The organism is Streptococcus pseudopneumoniae (genome assembly GCF_038148935.1).
In the GTDB taxonomy this organism is placed as follows: domain Bacteria; phylum Bacillota; class Bacilli; order Lactobacillales; family Streptococcaceae; genus Streptococcus; species Streptococcus pseudopneumoniae_U.
This window is the reverse complement of record NZ_JBBJZX010000006.1, coordinates 1-13657: the sequence shown is the minus strand read 5'-3', so window position 1 is coordinate 13657 and position 13657 is coordinate 1. Positions and strand designations below refer to the sequence as shown.

The window sequence follows — 13657 nt, the reverse complement described above, 5'->3', positions numbered from 1 at the left end:
CATGACTGAAAAAGACGAAAAGTTTTTTGAGAAGAAAATGGACCGTCGAGAATTTCTAAAAAAAGCAGGGATTGGAGGGGCTGGTTTAGCGCTAGGACTCTCTGGTGCTTCTGCTTTTTTCGCACCTAAGCTAGGAAGTCAGGAAAAAATCTCGTACGGAAATGAAAAAATTGCTTTTTATGGCAAGCATCAAGCAGGGATTAGTACGCCCATGCAAAAGAATATCTATTTTGTCGTTTTGGACTTGCATACGACGGATAGAGATAAGATTATCCAACTATTCAAGGATTGGACGGATTATAGTGCTAAGTTGGTTGAGGGGGAATTGGTCAAAAAAGATGGACAGAATGCTCTCTTACCTCCTAGCGATACTGGGGAGACAGTCGGGCTTAACCCGCATCGCTTGACTCTGACTTTTGGTGTGTCTGCCAGTTTCTTGAAAAAGATGAACTTGGAAAACAAGCGTCCTCAAGTGTTTAGGGATTTGCCGCCTTTTCCTAAGGAGCAATTGCGTGAAAAATATACTGGTGGGGATATTGTCATCCAGGCCTGTGCAGATGATGAGCAGGTTGCCTTTCATGCTATTCGAAATCTCATTCGTAAGGGGAGAAATGCAGTGACCCTTCGTTGGAGTCAGTCTGGTTTTGCTGCCATCGGAGATCGAATGGAGACTCCGCGTAACCTCTTTGGTTTTAAAGATGGGACAGCAAATCCAACCAAGGAGCAAGACTTTGACCGTGTTATCTGGGCTGATAGTAAGGACTGGATGGAACATGGTTCTTATATGGCAGTCCGTCGGATTCAAATGTTTTTAGAGACCTGGGATCGCACTAGTCTCGAAGAACAAGAAAATACATTTGGCCGTTATAAGGAAAGTGGTGCCCCCTTTGGTAAGAAGAATGAGTTTGATGAAGTGGATTTGAGTCTTTTGCCTGATGATTCGCATGTTCGTTTGGCCAAAGAAGTGGATAAGCCACTTTTACGTCGTTCTTATTCTTACTCAGATGGGATTGATGAAAAGACTGGCCAGTTTGATACAGGCTTGCTCTTCATTTCTTTCCAGAAGGATCCTGATAACTTTGTCAAGGTTCAAACCAATCTAGGTGCTACTGATAAGATGAATGAATACATCACTCACATCGGTAGTGGACTCTTTGCTTGCTTTGGTGGTGTGGAGAAAGGAGGCTACGTTGGTCAGAAATTATTGGAAGGCTAAAAGCTGGTTACTAGTTTTAGCTTTGTCATTTTTAATTCTTTCCCCAGCAGGTGCCCAAGAAAGCTTGAGTTCTTACTTTGTGAAAATCACAGATGCTTCTAAAGCGGTCAAAAATGGGAATCAATCTGAGGCTCAGAAACTTGTTCAAGAGATGGCATCAGACTTCGAAAGAGTAGAAGACAGCAGTTCTGAGGCTGGTAAGGTTGTTAAGAAAAAGTTAGCTCTATCTGGAGAGATTACTGAAGATAAACTCACCGAAATTTCTTCAGCCTTATTAGCCTTTGAAAAAGAACAAAATCCTATTGACCTAGATGCGGAAAAGGAAAAATTGGTCAACCGCCTAAGTCCTCGTTTTGAAGCTTTGGAACAGGCCATTGCCTCCAAAGATTTGGAAAAGGTTCGTGAAGCCTTTAAGAAAATGAATTCCACTTGGACTATCAATGAAAGTGTGGTTCGTGACAATAGTACAGCCCATTATGGCCGTGTTGAAACAGCTATTTCTTTCTTGCGTAGTAGTATGGAAACCGAGCCTACAGATTTCAACTCCATCCAGACTTCCTTTGAGGACTTAAAAAAGGCTATTGATGATTTTGTGAGTGGAAAAGAAGTTGCAGAAGCATCTTCTGATTTGAGTCTTAAAGATGGTATTGCCCTTTTGAAGAAGGCTTTGGAACAATTCCAAGCTGGTGACCAAGCATTAGGAGTAGCCAGTATGAAGGAATTTATTACCATTTGGCCAACGATTGAGGGTTCTGTTAGCACGACCAATCCTTCCCTCTATACACGAGTGGAAAGTGAAAGTCCTATGATTATGGTCAAGGGAAGTGAGAAGGAATACCAAGAAAAATTAGAAAAACTGATAGCAGATTTATCACAAATTGATACTAGCGCACGTTACAATGCCTTTGATGCTATGCTGATTCTTCTAAGAGAAGGAGTAGAGGCCCTCTTAATCGTCATGGCCTTGGTGACGACCTTGAAAGCAGCCAAGATGCGAAAAGGGCTCAAGTGGGTTTATGGTGGTTCTATCACTGGAATTATGGCCAGTCTGGTCATTGCTTTCATCCTGCAAATAGCCTTTCCAGCAGTAACATCAGGCTCCAATCGAGAAATCATAGAAGGAGCAGTGGGGATTTTTGCAGTAGCTATGATGATTTTGATTGGAATCTGGCTCCACAGCAAATCCTCAGTCAAAAAATGGAATACCTTTATGGAGTCACAAATGGAAACAGTGACTAAGACAGGATCTTTTATTTCCATGTTTGCTCTCAGTTTTCTAGCTGTTTTCCGTGAGGGAGCAGAAACCATTCTCTTTTATGTTGGGATTTTACCAAGGATTTCTAGCTTTGAATTTGTCTTGGGAATTTCACTTGCCTTACTGGTTCTGATAATTATTGCCCTTGTGATGAACAAGGCCAGTCAATTCTTCCTGCCACATAAGGTCTTCTTTATCCTGACTTGGATGATTTATGCCCTAGCCTTCAAGATGCTGGGGGTTAGTGTCCATGCTCTTCAGTTGACCAATATGGCACCAAATCACCTGCTGACAGACTTTCCAACTATCGACCTACTTGGAATTTATCCAAGTTGGGAGGGTTTGACTAGCCAGCTAATCTTTGTTGTCATTGTCTTGATTGTCACTTTTAGACAGGGTGAAAAATAAATGGATAGAAAAGAATTGACAATCGTTGAACATCTGGTAGAATTTAGAAAGAGATTATTGGCAGTAGTCATTTGTTTCTTTTTGGTATTCTGTGTCTCTCTGCTTTTTGCAGACCAGATTTACCAGTATGTGACCCAATCTTTTCAGCAAAAATTGATTGTTTTAGGGCCCAATGATATTTTATGGATTTACATACGTTTGGCTAGTCTGATGGCCTTTACCGTTACCCTGCCTTACACAATTTATCACATCTGGTCTTTCATTAAACCCGGTTTAAAGAAGGAAGAGGCTAGAGCAGTTTTTGCTTATATTCCAGCTAGTTTCCTTTGTTTTCTAGTTGGACTGGCTTTTGGTTTTTACTTTGTAACACCAGCCTTACTTCAGGTTTTATTAGGGTTGGGAGAGGGATTATTTGAAACGCAGTTAACCGCCCAAAATTATCTGTCCTTTGTTTTTCAAACGACCTTGCCTTTGGCATTGATTTTTGAATTGCCAGTTATCATTGCTTTTTTGACGTCGATTGGACTCATTGGACCAGAATGGTTGATTGCTTATCGCCGATATGCTTATTTTATCTTATTGGTACTTGCAGTCATCTTGACACCAGCTGACTTTGTCAGCGATTTGGCAATGACTGCCCCCTTGATTTTACTCTATGAATTGAGTATAGCTATCAGCAAATATATTATGAAACGAAACCAGAAAGGAGCGAGAAATGGGAATCTTACGTGATATAGGAGCACCAGGATTGATTATTATCGTTTTAGGAGATCTCTTGATCTTCGGACCAAAACGATTGCCTGAACTAGGCGAGTCAATCGGTAAAATGCTATCTGAATTTAAAAAAGCAGTTAAAGGAACTGAAAGTCAAGATAAGGAAGACTAAATCTTGTCAGATAAAAAAACTTTGTACTCTGGTTACCATTGTGTGGCTAGCTAGAGTGCAAAGTTTTTTTATTTTTTAGTTAAAATGAAGACTGTGTTCCTTATAAGTACAAGGTTATTAAGAGAGTGGTGGACATTAAAATGATGATTTTGAGTTTTTGTTATTTTTGCTTTGGAGCAAGGTAACATAGTCACTTTTGGTGTGGAATAAGTGGGAAAGAAAAACAGCTCTTTGAGTTTGGTCGATAAAGTAAAGCAAGATATACTGACCGATAATTTTTCCTCGCGTAGGGTACTTACTGTTGATTTTTAGTCCTATTTTTTCATCTGCATCAAAGCCAGCTTCAGGAAAAGTTTCTAAACTTTTTAAGCCGTCTAAAATTCTGGCTACAGTATTTTTAGCCGACTGGGGTGATAAAAGAACAGTGCTGATGTAGTTATGGATACTGTCAATTGCCTGACTCACTTCAGTAGATAGAATCACTTTATAAGTCATATCGTAGCCTCATGTCATCTAGGGAAGTTCCTTGTCCGGATTCATATTCTCTTAAGGCGCGTTCAGATTGGGCTTGTAGCTCCTGAATCAATCGTTCACAGTGTAAATCTTCTGCAGTTTTTATTGGCAAATCTTGTTCGAGAACAATCTGCTCGATAAAAAGACTAATAGCATCCGTCATAGTCATTCCTTTTTCCTTGATGATAGCTCTAGCTTGTTCCATTGATGATTCATTGATTTTAAAATTGTATTGCTTAGTAAGTGATGTAGTCATGGTATATCTCCAATCTATACTATATATAGCTAGTATATATCTTTTATACTTTTTAGGCAAGAAAAAACTTTGTTCTCTAGAAACCATTGTGTGGCTAGCTAGAGTTCAAAGTTTTTTTGAGTTTTGAACATGAAAACAGTAGTTGATTTCAAGAAACAAAAAAGAACAGCCGAAGCTGTCTTTTTATCACTATTTGAGACCGTATTTTTTGTTGAAACGATCCACGCGTCCATCTGCTTGAGTGAACTTTTGACGTCCAGTGTAGAATGGGTGTGAGTCTGATGAAATTTCCACACGGATCAATGGGTAAGTTTCGCCTTCGAACTCAACTGTTTCGTTAGAGCGTTTTGTTGAACCGCTAAGGAATTGGTAACCAGTAGTTGTGTCCATGAAGACAACTGGGCGATATTCTGGATGGATATCTTTTTTCATTTTGCAATATTTCCTTTCTGCCATGGTCTCTTTGCGAGCCATAGATTGTTACCATACTAGTCTATCAGATTCTGAAAAGTTTGGCAAGTATTTTATCAATTTTTAAGCAAGTTTTTTAACTTTTGGTAGATGATTTCGTTTTCCTCTAGGCTATAGGAATTAGCACCGCTTGCTAGAGGGTGGCCTCCACCATCATGTTCCTTGGCGATTTCATTGATAGGATGGATTTTACTGCGTAAGCGAACGCGGTAGTGGCCATCAGCCTGTTCTACAAAAATTCCCCAAAGACTCACACTGTCAATGCGTCCAGGTGCACCTACGATGGCTGCAGTTTCAGCATCGGTAACATTGAATTGTTTCAAGACTTCTTGACTCAGGATAACGCGCGCCGCGCCATTTTCATCCACATCCAGATGGTCGTAGATGTATCCTTGAAGTTTAGCGATTTTGTAGCTCATAGTGTCCATTTTGCGAGTGAGAGCCGCAAAGTCAAAGTTATGTTCTCTCAAATAAGCAGCCAGGCGAAGAGTCCGTGCAGTCGTAGAAGGATAAAGGAAGCGGCCTGTATCACCAATAATTCCTGCAAAGAGCAACTCAGCAGCGCGATCTGACAAGGCCAGCTGGGTTGTTTGGGCAAATAGGGTAATCATCTCACTAGCGCTACTTGAACTAGTATCTACCCAAGATATGTCACCGTATACATCATCATTTGGATGGTGGTCAATCTTAATGAGAAATTCACCTTGACGATAGCGCTTATCATCGATACGAGCAGTATTCGCCGTATCACAGACGATAACAAGTGCCCCTTGGTAGACACTATCTTCAACAAGATCCATCTCAGCCATCCAAGTTAGAGTTGGTTCATCAAAACCAACGGCTTTGATGGTTTTTTCTGGAAAATGATGTTTGAGAAGAGCTTTCAAGCCCACTTGACTTCCCAAAGCATCTGGGTCTGGTTTCATATGACGATGAATGATAATCGTGTCGTATTCTTTGATTTTTTCTAAAATTTGATGGCAAATGTCCATAAATAACCTCAATTCTTTCTCATCTCATTGTAGCACAAGAATTTTTATTTTTAAAATGAAAAAGATGTGATATAATGGAGAAAGATAAATTGAGGAGGACGATATGGCATTAGCAAAAATTGTATTTGCCAGTATGACCGGTAATACCGAAGAAATTGCAGATATTGTAGCAGACAAATTACGTGACTTGGGCTTGGATGTCGATGTTGATGAATGTACAACTGTTGACGCTTCAGACTTCTTGGAAGCAGACATCGCTATCGTTGCGACCTATACTTATGGTGATGGTGAATTGCCAGATGAGATGATGGACTTCTACGAAGACCTAGCAGATCTCAACTTGAATGGCAAAATTTACGGAGTGGTCGGCTCAGGAGATACCTTCTACGATGAATTCTGTAAGGCTGTCGATGACTTTGACCGCGTTTTTGTAGCGACAGGAGCAGAAAAAGGTTCAGAGTGTGTTAAAGTTGATCTTTCTGCCGAGGAAGAAGATATTGAACGCTTGGAACAATTCGCAGAAGAATTGGCTGCTAAAGTAGGATAAGCATAAAAGTGCGCTGATGTAATCAATCAGTGCATTTTTCTTATCGAGAGTTGGGATTTTACTAGCCTATTTGGTGGCTTTTTGATACAATAATTCAAATAAAGGAGGAGACTGTATGGATTTAGATAGTATTCGTCAAGAAATTGATCAAATCGACGACCAAATCGTCAAGCTGTTAGAAGAACGAATGCATTTGGTTGAGGGGGTAGTTGCCTATAAGAAAGCTTCAGGTAAACCGATTTTAGATACTAAGAGAGAAGAAGTTATTTTTGAAAAGGTCAGAAGTCGTGTAGAGGACAAGCGTTATCAGGAAACTATTGTCGCGACTTTTTCTGACATACTCAAACGTTCGCGTGATTATCAGGATCAAAACATCAAATGAAAAAAGAACAATTTTATCCGCTAGGAATTTTTCTAGCTGCTATGGTGGGCGGATTGGTTCGCTATCTAGTTTCCACTTGGTTACCAGCCAGTCCAGATTTTCCTTGGGGAACTCTCTTTGTCAACTATCTGGGAATTTTCTGCTTGGTTTATCTGGTAAAAGGCTATCTGGTCTATAAGGGGACTAGTAAGGGCTTGGTTTTAGCACTAGGTACAGGTTTTTGCGGAGGTCTAACAACCTTTTCTAGTCTCATGCTTGATGCTGTGAAACTACTGGATACTGGGCGTTATCTTAGTTTAGTTATGTATTTGCTTTTGAGTATTGGTGGAGGTCTACTCTTGGCTTATTTTCTAGGGAGGAAGAAATGGTAATCGTCTATCTTGCAATCGCTTGTGGTCTTGGAGCCCTGGTACGGTATTTCTTTTCCCGCCATAATCAAGCTTCTAAATTGCCATTCGGAACGCTCATAGCCAATCTTTTGGGTTGTTTTTTAATTGGATTATTCTACAATCATGTGGAGTCTAAGGAAGTCTATGCTATTTTAGCAACAGGATTTTGTGGCGGTTTGACAACTTTTTCGACCTTGAATGATGAACTTCAAAGACTGTTAAGCGATAAGAAGGTTTTTTACGTTTACCTGACTTTGACCTACCTAGGTGGTTTAGTTGCGATTTTTTTAGGAATTCTGCTATAAATTTCTTTACTTTTTTGTGGAAATTTGGTAAACTGTATCTTGTGTGTAATGGACGCACAAAAATACAGTTTATCCGCTGAGGAAGATTCCTCAAGATTGACAAAGATAGGAGAATAAAATGAATCCATTAATCCAAAGCTTGACTGAAGGTCAACTTCGTACAGATATCCCATCATTCCGTCCTGGTGACACTGTTCGTGTACACGCGAAAGTTGTCGAAGGTAACCGTGAACGTATCCAGATTTTTGAAGGTGTTGTTATCGCACGTAAAGGTGCTGGCATCTCAGAAAACTACACAGTTCGTAAAATCTCTAACGGTGTAGGTGTTGAGCGTATCTTCCCAATCCACACTCCACGTGTTGAAAAAATCGAAGTTGTTCGTTACGGTAAAGTACGTCGTGCGAAATTGTACTACTTGCGTGCTCTTCAAGGTAAAGCAGCTCGTATCAAAGAAATCCGTCGTTAATTCGACTAAAAAACTCTGCTTTTTTCAGCAGAGTTTTTATCTAGCTCCCTTAGTTCAATGGATATAACAACTCCCTCCTAAGGAGTAGTTGCAGGTTCGATTCCTGCAGGGGGCATTTTTAGAAATGTAAAGAAAGACAAAGAAAATTTAAAGTGTTTATTTAATGGCTATTTCCACAATTTTATTTTTAAAATAGGTTAGTATTTTTGGAATCTTTGACCAAAGTGTGACCAAAATTTGACTAAAATTCAGTGAATATAGAATAAAGTGGATCAGTAAGATGGTCTATTTTATTTTGTAGTTATTAATGAACAATCTTAATGATGAAGTTATTTCCTGAAGCTATTTAATTGTGTTAAGATTTGATAAAGCTAGTTTAAAAAATAAGAAAATTAAGTACTTTATTTTTGGTGATAAAAATGTGAATTTAGATAAATATATTTAATTTATAGCAGGAAATTTTACTGTATATTTTTTAAGTTTATAATATTTAGTTTAAGTTAAATAGTTGTGATTATAGTATATAAGTTTTTCTTTGTTAATGGTATAATATAAAGTATATAGAGCTATTTTTTGAGGTGAAAGTTTGGCAAATAATAGACAAATTGAGACATTAGGTGTTTCATATCTGACAACATTCATAAATAGACATAGTTTACTTCAGACTTATTTTGATAGTAATGATAAAACTCCAGTCTGGGATGGTGAGATTCATGTTCTTAAATCTTCTAGTGAGAAAAAAAGTGAGATATTTGGTAAAGTGCCTGTTCAAATTAAAGCTACAAGGCAACAGAAGAATAACTTGAAATCCTTCTTGTTAGACATAAGTGATTTAGAATTATATTCAAAAAATGGTGGTGTAGTTTTATTCGTAGTTTGCTTAAGTGACAATTGTGATTTAAGAAATATCTACTATAAATCATTACCTCCTCTTTCTATAAAAAAACTAATCAAAAAAAGTAATTTAAAAAATAAAACAACAAGCAATAAGAAACTTTCTGTACAGATTCATGAATTAGACGAACGAAAACTGTACCCCATGCTAGTCGATTTTATAACAAATAGTCGTAAGCAATATAGCTTTATAAATGTTGATGGTATTTCAGTTGAAGATATCTCTGACGATAATAATCTTAAATTCTATTTTTATGGTCAAGGAAAAGGAGAAATCTTTAACTACCAGGAAGAACACGATCTCTTTTTTTATTATAGAAATCCTCAAACTGGTATTGAAGTACCAGTCGAAAATAAATTAAAAGTTGTTGAAACATATGAAGATACTAATCTAATTATTACAGTCGGGAATCATATGTTTCAAGATGTAAACAGACATCGATTTCCTGATGGGAGTGTAGAACTCCATTTTGGTGAATGCTTTAAAATATCCTTTGATGTTAAAAATGAACAATTCAATTTTAACTACACAAGACCTAATATGCTATCAAAAGCTTTAAAATCCACTCAGGTACTTCAAGAACTTGGAAGAATAGGATATTTCAATCTCGATAACAGTAAAATAGAATTAGATGAACAGTCAATATTGGGTATTACTTCACGTGATTTAGATACTGAAGTAAAGGAATTGTTAAAGATCTCAAACTTCATGGAAAATATGGGAATACAAAAAGATGTGGATTTAACTTACTTTGATAAACAATCTCAAATAAATCTAAATATACTTAATTCAGGGCTTGTTCTAAAGAAGAGGGTTGCCTTAGATTATAATGAATCTAAATTACTTCATCTAAGAATTGCTAATATCCATATTATTGCCTTATATGATTTTACAATAGATAAGAACGGAACTATGATTGATATCTTTACTGAAACTCCTTGGTGTAGGAAAGGTGAGGGTGAAGATTCTTCCTACATTTCTATCTTTGAAGTTTTAGAACCAAATGATTGGCTAAAAATAGATAATTGTGATTTTAATTCGGTTATTTCCTCTTACCAAAGATTAGTTGATAATCAATTGAAATATGAAGGTACTAACAACACTATTATAAAAATAATTATGGCTGCTGACAAGGCAGAAGATGTTGCTAGAAGAGAGTTATTGCTTAATTGGGCACAATGTCTTTCTGATTGGAACTTAAAATACTCCCAAAATAGTGAGATGATTATAATAAATGACCTTCAAATAAAATCTAGAGTTCGTAAATTAAACAGCAAAGAAATGGAGATTCTGAGTAACATTTTAGTAAATAGTAATGATAACTATGAACTTTGTTTCGGTTCATCAGTGCTATTAAAATCGAAACCACAAGCTGATTTGTTTTGGAATAAACTGGATAATGAGACAAAAGAAAGATATAAGGACTTTCCTATTTATACTTTGTATATGAAATTATCGTAAAATTAAAAGAGATTATAAAGAGATAACATATAGAAATAGAGAGTGATTTATTACAATTCAGTACCACAAATTAAGAAAGCAATGCCTATTTTTTGTACTCTCAAGATTTAAGTAACTGTACAACTGCAATTAAATTTATTAATTTACTCTCATTGTGATATATTCATATAAAAACCGCTCAGCCGAGCGGTTTTCGTATATTCTTCACTTTTACAGTACCCATGTACGGATGGCATGGGCAACGCCAGATTCATCATTAGATTTAGTGATGTATTTGGCGATTTTTTTGATTTCTGGATTTCCGTTTTCCATGACTACAGGGTTGCCAACGACTTCCAGCATGGCACGGTCATTTTCTTCGTCACCAATCGCCATGGTTTCATCTTTGGTCAATCCGAGTTTTTCAGCTAAGTGAGTAATGGCTGAGCCCTTGTCAACATTCTTTTTAAGGAGTTCGAGGTAGAAAGGAGCAGATTTGTTGATGGAGTAGCGTTCGTAAAATTCTGCTGGGATTTTTTCAATCGCAGCATCGAGGATTTCTGGTTCATCGATGAACATGCATTTGACAATTTCCTTGTCAGCCATTTCTTCAGGAGTACGGTAGAAAATAGGCATGCTGACGAGGGTTGATTCGTGCACAGTGTATTTTCCGATATTGCGATTGGCAGTATAGATACCGTCCTTGGTAATAGCATGCATATGGACACCGAGCTTACGACTGAGGAATTCCATATCTAGATAATCCTCATAGGTCAAGGATTCGCTGATAATCTCATGTCCTGTAGCAGTTTCTTGGACAAGGGCACCGTTGAAGGTCACGACATAGTCACCTTCATCTCTCAACTGCAAGTCGTCCAGAAGTTTGGCAACACCTGCGATAGGGCGGCCAGTTGCAATGACGACTTTGACACCAGCTTCTTTGGCATCTTGGATGGCAGAAAAGACTTCAGGAGTGATTTCCTTTTGGCTATTGACAAGGGTTCCGTCAATATCGACGGCGATTAGTTTAATACTCATAAATTTCCTCTTCTAGTTTTTATTTGGGGTAAAATGATCGTTCTCAATCAAGTGTAAAAATTGCTGGGTAATGCTTGCGAAGATACTGTTTTGGTCCAACATTTCTTTTGGAAAATAGAAACGATTATCTCCGTGACGACTACCAGCAAGGGATTGGACGATAGGAGACAGGCTAGAGAGTTCGGCCAGTTGACCATTCTTTTGTAAAATCTCAATCTGTGTCCGTGGATTTTCAGATTCGGGACGATAGATATCATAAGGGAGGTCAAAGTTCTTATGAATGGCAGTATAGTAGTCGGGATCAAAGCCAATGTCCTCAACCAATTTTCTCATGCTTGCAAGTTGGTCTTGATCCTCTTGTGAAAAGGTAATGGATTTAAAGACCTTGCGGTTGACAAAGCGTTGCGACAAATCTGCAAGAATCTTATCAGGACTGGTCATCCAGAGTTGGAAGTAGGTATTCATCACACCATCATCCAGAGCCAGATAATCAGACAAGGTCACATTTTTTTCAAAGAAAGGCAGGAGATGTGGAGAAGTTCGTGCAAAGAAATCCTTGTCCTCAGGATAGAGTTCCTTGGCGCGCTTTAGGAGATTCTGTAGGAGAACTTCCATGGCGCGTGTTGCTGGGTGGAAATAAACCTGCATATACATCTGGTAACGGCTAAGAACATAGTCTTCGATGGCGTGCATGCCATTGCGCTGAAAGGCGATCCCATTTTCGACAGGACGAATGACTCGGAGGATGCGAGTCAGGTCAAATTCCCCATAAGATGCCCCCGTAAAATAGGAGTCGCGCAAGAGATAGTCCATACGGTCCGCATCAATCTGACTAGAAATGAGTTGCACAACCTGCTTGTTAGGATAGGTGTGATCAATGACACTGGCTACCTTTTCTGGGAAATCAGGTGCCACTTGTAGTAGGACTTGGTGAATCTCTGTCTCAGGACTTTGGATGATTTCTTGAGTAATAGCTTCGTGGTCTGTATCAAAGAGATGTTCAAAAGTATGGGAGTAGGCACCATGCCCAAGGTCATGTAGGAGAGCAGCTGTCATGGTCAAGAGAGACTCGGCAGGATTCCATTCCTCAGGATATTTTTCTTCGAAAATCTCTGTGATGCGTCTTGCAATTTCATAGACTCCTAGACAGTGAGAGAAGCGACTGTGTTCTCCACCGTGGAAGGTATAACTGGAAGTCCCCAGTTGCTTGATTCGACGCAAACGCTGAAATTCTTTTGTATTGATCAAGTCATAGATGATTTGATTGTTGACATGGATGTAGTTGTGAACTGGGTCACGGAATACTTTTTCGTTCATATGACCATTATAGCAAAATCCTGCTCTTTTTGGTAAAATAGTAGGACAAGAGACAAGAAAGAGGACTTGATGTGAAGATTCGGATGCGAAATACGATTCAGTTTGATGAACAGTTGGAAGTGATTGACCAGCTTTATGATGTTGAAGTGCATGAAAAGGGAGATTATAGCTACCTGCTTTTCTATAATGAGGAAAAGGAAAAAGTAGTGATTAAATTCCATGGTCAAGAACTGGTGATGAGCCGTTTTTCAAATCCCAAGACCATTATGCGCTTTCTAAAAAATAGCGATAGTTTAGCCTATATTTCCACACCTATGGGCATGCAGGAGTTTGTCATCCAAACGAGCCATTATCAAGTTGATGGGCAAAAGATTGAACTAGATTATCAGCTACAAAATCAAGAGAGACATCCCTTTGCCAGCTATCAATTGGAAATTACTTGGGGATAGTCTCTTGTCTTTTTCAAATTTTGCTAGCTATCTTCTCGGATTAGCCTGCTAATTGGTAGATTAGGCTAATTTTTGGTATAATAAAAGTTATGGAAATTGAAAAAACCAATCGTATGAATGCGCTCTTTGAATTTTATGCGGCGCTTTTGACAGATAAGCAAATGAATTATATCGAGCTCTACTACGCTGATGATTACAGCCTTGCTGAGATTGCCGAGGAGTTTGGTGTCAGTCGTCAGGCTGTCTATGATAATATCAAGCGGACAGAAAAGATTCTGGAAGATTATGAGATGAAATTGCACATGTACTCGGACTATATTGTCCGCAGTCAGATTTTTGATCAGATTTTGGAGCGCTATCCCCAGGATGACTTTCTGCAGGAGCAGATAGAAATTTTAACAAGCATTGATAATAGAGAATAAGAGGAAGAAA

18 protein-coding genes and 1 tRNA gene are annotated in these 13657 nt (G+C 38.4%); 13 read left to right on the top strand and 6 right to left on the bottom strand.

The window, feature by feature from the left end; translation table 11 throughout:
- The first annotated feature begins 1 nt into the window (after position 1).
- From efeB to WKI42_RS01425, 4 genes are read left to right on the top strand one after another with little or no spacing between them, the layout of a single operon-like run.
- The gene (efeB, locus tag WKI42_RS01440) at positions 2-1216 is read left to right on the top strand and encodes an iron uptake transporter deferrochelatase/peroxidase subunit (protein ID WP_173307315.1); all 1215 of its coding nucleotides are present in this window, start codon (positions 2-4) and stop codon (positions 1214-1216) included.
- A complete protein-coding gene (locus tag WKI42_RS01435) occupies positions 1191-2879 on the top strand; it encodes an FTR1 family iron permease (protein ID WP_368080990.1) in 1689 nt (562 codons plus the stop codon). Before efeB ends, WKI42_RS01435 begins: the two co-directional genes overlap by 26 nt.
- Entirely contained in the window at positions 2880-3611 is a 732-nt protein-coding gene (gene tatC, locus WKI42_RS01430) for a twin-arginine translocase subunit TatC (RefSeq protein ID WP_368080989.1), read from the top strand.
- The gene (locus WKI42_RS01425) at positions 3595-3765 is read left to right on the top strand and encodes a twin-arginine translocase TatA/TatE family subunit (RefSeq protein ID WP_368080988.1); all 171 of its coding nucleotides are present in this window, start codon (positions 3595-3597) and stop codon (positions 3763-3765) included. The genes tatC and WKI42_RS01425 overlap by 17 nt, the downstream gene beginning before the upstream one ends.
- A 135-nt stretch (positions 3766-3900) precedes the next feature.
- Here the strand turns inward: WKI42_RS01425 and WKI42_RS01420 are convergent, their stop codons facing one another.
- The 4 genes from WKI42_RS01420 to WKI42_RS01405 all read right to left on the bottom strand — a co-directional run bounded on the left by WKI42_RS01420 (position 3901) and on the right by WKI42_RS01405 (position 5997).
- Positions 3901-4260: a type II toxin-antitoxin system RelE/ParE family toxin gene (locus WKI42_RS01420; protein WP_173307319.1), complete on the bottom strand. Its 360-nt coding sequence runs from the start codon at positions 4258-4260 to the stop codon at positions 3901-3903.
- Positions 4250-4534, bottom strand: coding sequence for a type II toxin-antitoxin system RelB/ParD family antitoxin (gene relB, locus WKI42_RS01415; protein WP_173307320.1), 285 nt, complete (start codon positions 4532-4534; stop codon positions 4250-4252). The genes WKI42_RS01420 and relB overlap by 11 nt, the downstream gene beginning before the upstream one ends.
- A 189-nt stretch (positions 4535-4723) precedes the next feature.
- The gene (locus WKI42_RS01410; protein WP_000710764.1) at positions 4724-4966 is read right to left on the bottom strand and encodes a type B 50S ribosomal protein L31; all 243 of its coding nucleotides are present in this window, start codon (positions 4964-4966) and stop codon (positions 4724-4726) included.
- A gap of 95 nt (positions 4967-5061) precedes the next feature.
- Entirely contained in the window at positions 5062-5997 is a 936-nt protein-coding gene (locus WKI42_RS01405; protein ID WP_173307321.1) for a DHH family phosphoesterase, read from the bottom strand.
- A 103-nt stretch (positions 5998-6100) separates the two neighbouring features.
- Between WKI42_RS01405 and WKI42_RS01400 the strand changes: the two genes are divergently transcribed.
- The 7 genes from WKI42_RS01400 (at position 6101) to WKI42_RS01370 (ending at position 10442) form a co-directional block, all read left to right on the top strand.
- Complete coding sequence (locus tag WKI42_RS01400) at positions 6101-6544, top strand: flavodoxin (RefSeq protein WP_001162125.1); 444 nt, start codon at positions 6101-6103, stop codon at positions 6542-6544.
- 115 nt (positions 6545-6659) lie between these two features.
- Positions 6660-6926: a chorismate mutase gene (locus WKI42_RS01395; RefSeq protein WP_049500393.1), complete on the top strand. Its 267-nt coding sequence runs from the start codon at positions 6660-6662 to the stop codon at positions 6924-6926.
- Positions 6923-7297: a fluoride efflux transporter CrcB gene (gene crcB, locus WKI42_RS01390; RefSeq protein WP_368080987.1), complete on the top strand. Its 375-nt coding sequence runs from the start codon at positions 6923-6925 to the stop codon at positions 7295-7297. The genes WKI42_RS01395 and crcB (WKI42_RS01390) overlap by 4 nt, the downstream gene beginning before the upstream one ends.
- Positions 7291-7620: a fluoride efflux transporter CrcB gene (crcB, locus tag WKI42_RS01385; RefSeq protein WP_368080986.1), complete on the top strand. Its 330-nt coding sequence runs from the start codon at positions 7291-7293 to the stop codon at positions 7618-7620. Before crcB (WKI42_RS01390) ends, crcB (WKI42_RS01385) begins: the two co-directional genes overlap by 7 nt.
- Before the next feature lie 118 nt (positions 7621-7738).
- Complete coding sequence (gene rplS, locus WKI42_RS01380) at positions 7739-8086, top strand: 50S ribosomal protein L19 (protein WP_001068669.1); 348 nt, start codon at positions 7739-7741, stop codon at positions 8084-8086.
- Between the two features lie 43 nt (positions 8087-8129).
- Positions 8130-8201, top strand: a tRNA-Arg gene (locus WKI42_RS01375).
- Between the two features lie 471 nt (positions 8202-8672).
- Positions 8673-10442, top strand: a complete 1770-nt coding sequence (locus WKI42_RS01370) for a DUF4365 domain-containing protein (protein ID WP_368080985.1) — start codon at positions 8673-8675, stop codon at positions 10440-10442.
- A 210-nt stretch (positions 10443-10652) separates the two neighbouring features.
- Here the strand turns inward: WKI42_RS01370 and yidA are convergent, their stop codons facing one another.
- Both yidA and WKI42_RS01360 read right to left on the bottom strand, forming a co-directional pair.
- Positions 10653-11459 (bottom strand): sugar-phosphatase, encoded by an 807-nt coding sequence (yidA, locus tag WKI42_RS01365; protein WP_049521599.1) that lies wholly within the window; start codon positions 11457-11459, stop codon positions 10653-10655.
- Positions 11460-11471: 12 nt separating this feature from the next.
- Positions 11472-12776 (bottom strand): HD domain-containing protein, encoded by a 1305-nt coding sequence (locus WKI42_RS01360; protein WP_023936119.1) that lies wholly within the window; start codon positions 12774-12776, stop codon positions 11472-11474.
- A 71-nt stretch (positions 12777-12847) separates the two neighbouring features.
- On the opposite strand from WKI42_RS01360, the gene WKI42_RS01355 reads away from it, so the two are divergent.
- Positions 12848-13225 (top strand): DUF1934 domain-containing protein, encoded by a 378-nt coding sequence (locus WKI42_RS01355; protein ID WP_368080984.1) that lies wholly within the window; start codon positions 12848-12850, stop codon positions 13223-13225.
- Positions 13226-13314: 89 nt separating this feature from the next.
- A complete protein-coding gene (locus tag WKI42_RS01350; RefSeq protein WP_368080983.1) occupies positions 13315-13647 on the top strand; it encodes a putative DNA-binding protein in 333 nt (110 codons plus the stop codon).
- The last annotated feature ends 10 nt before the right edge of the window (positions 13648-13657 follow it).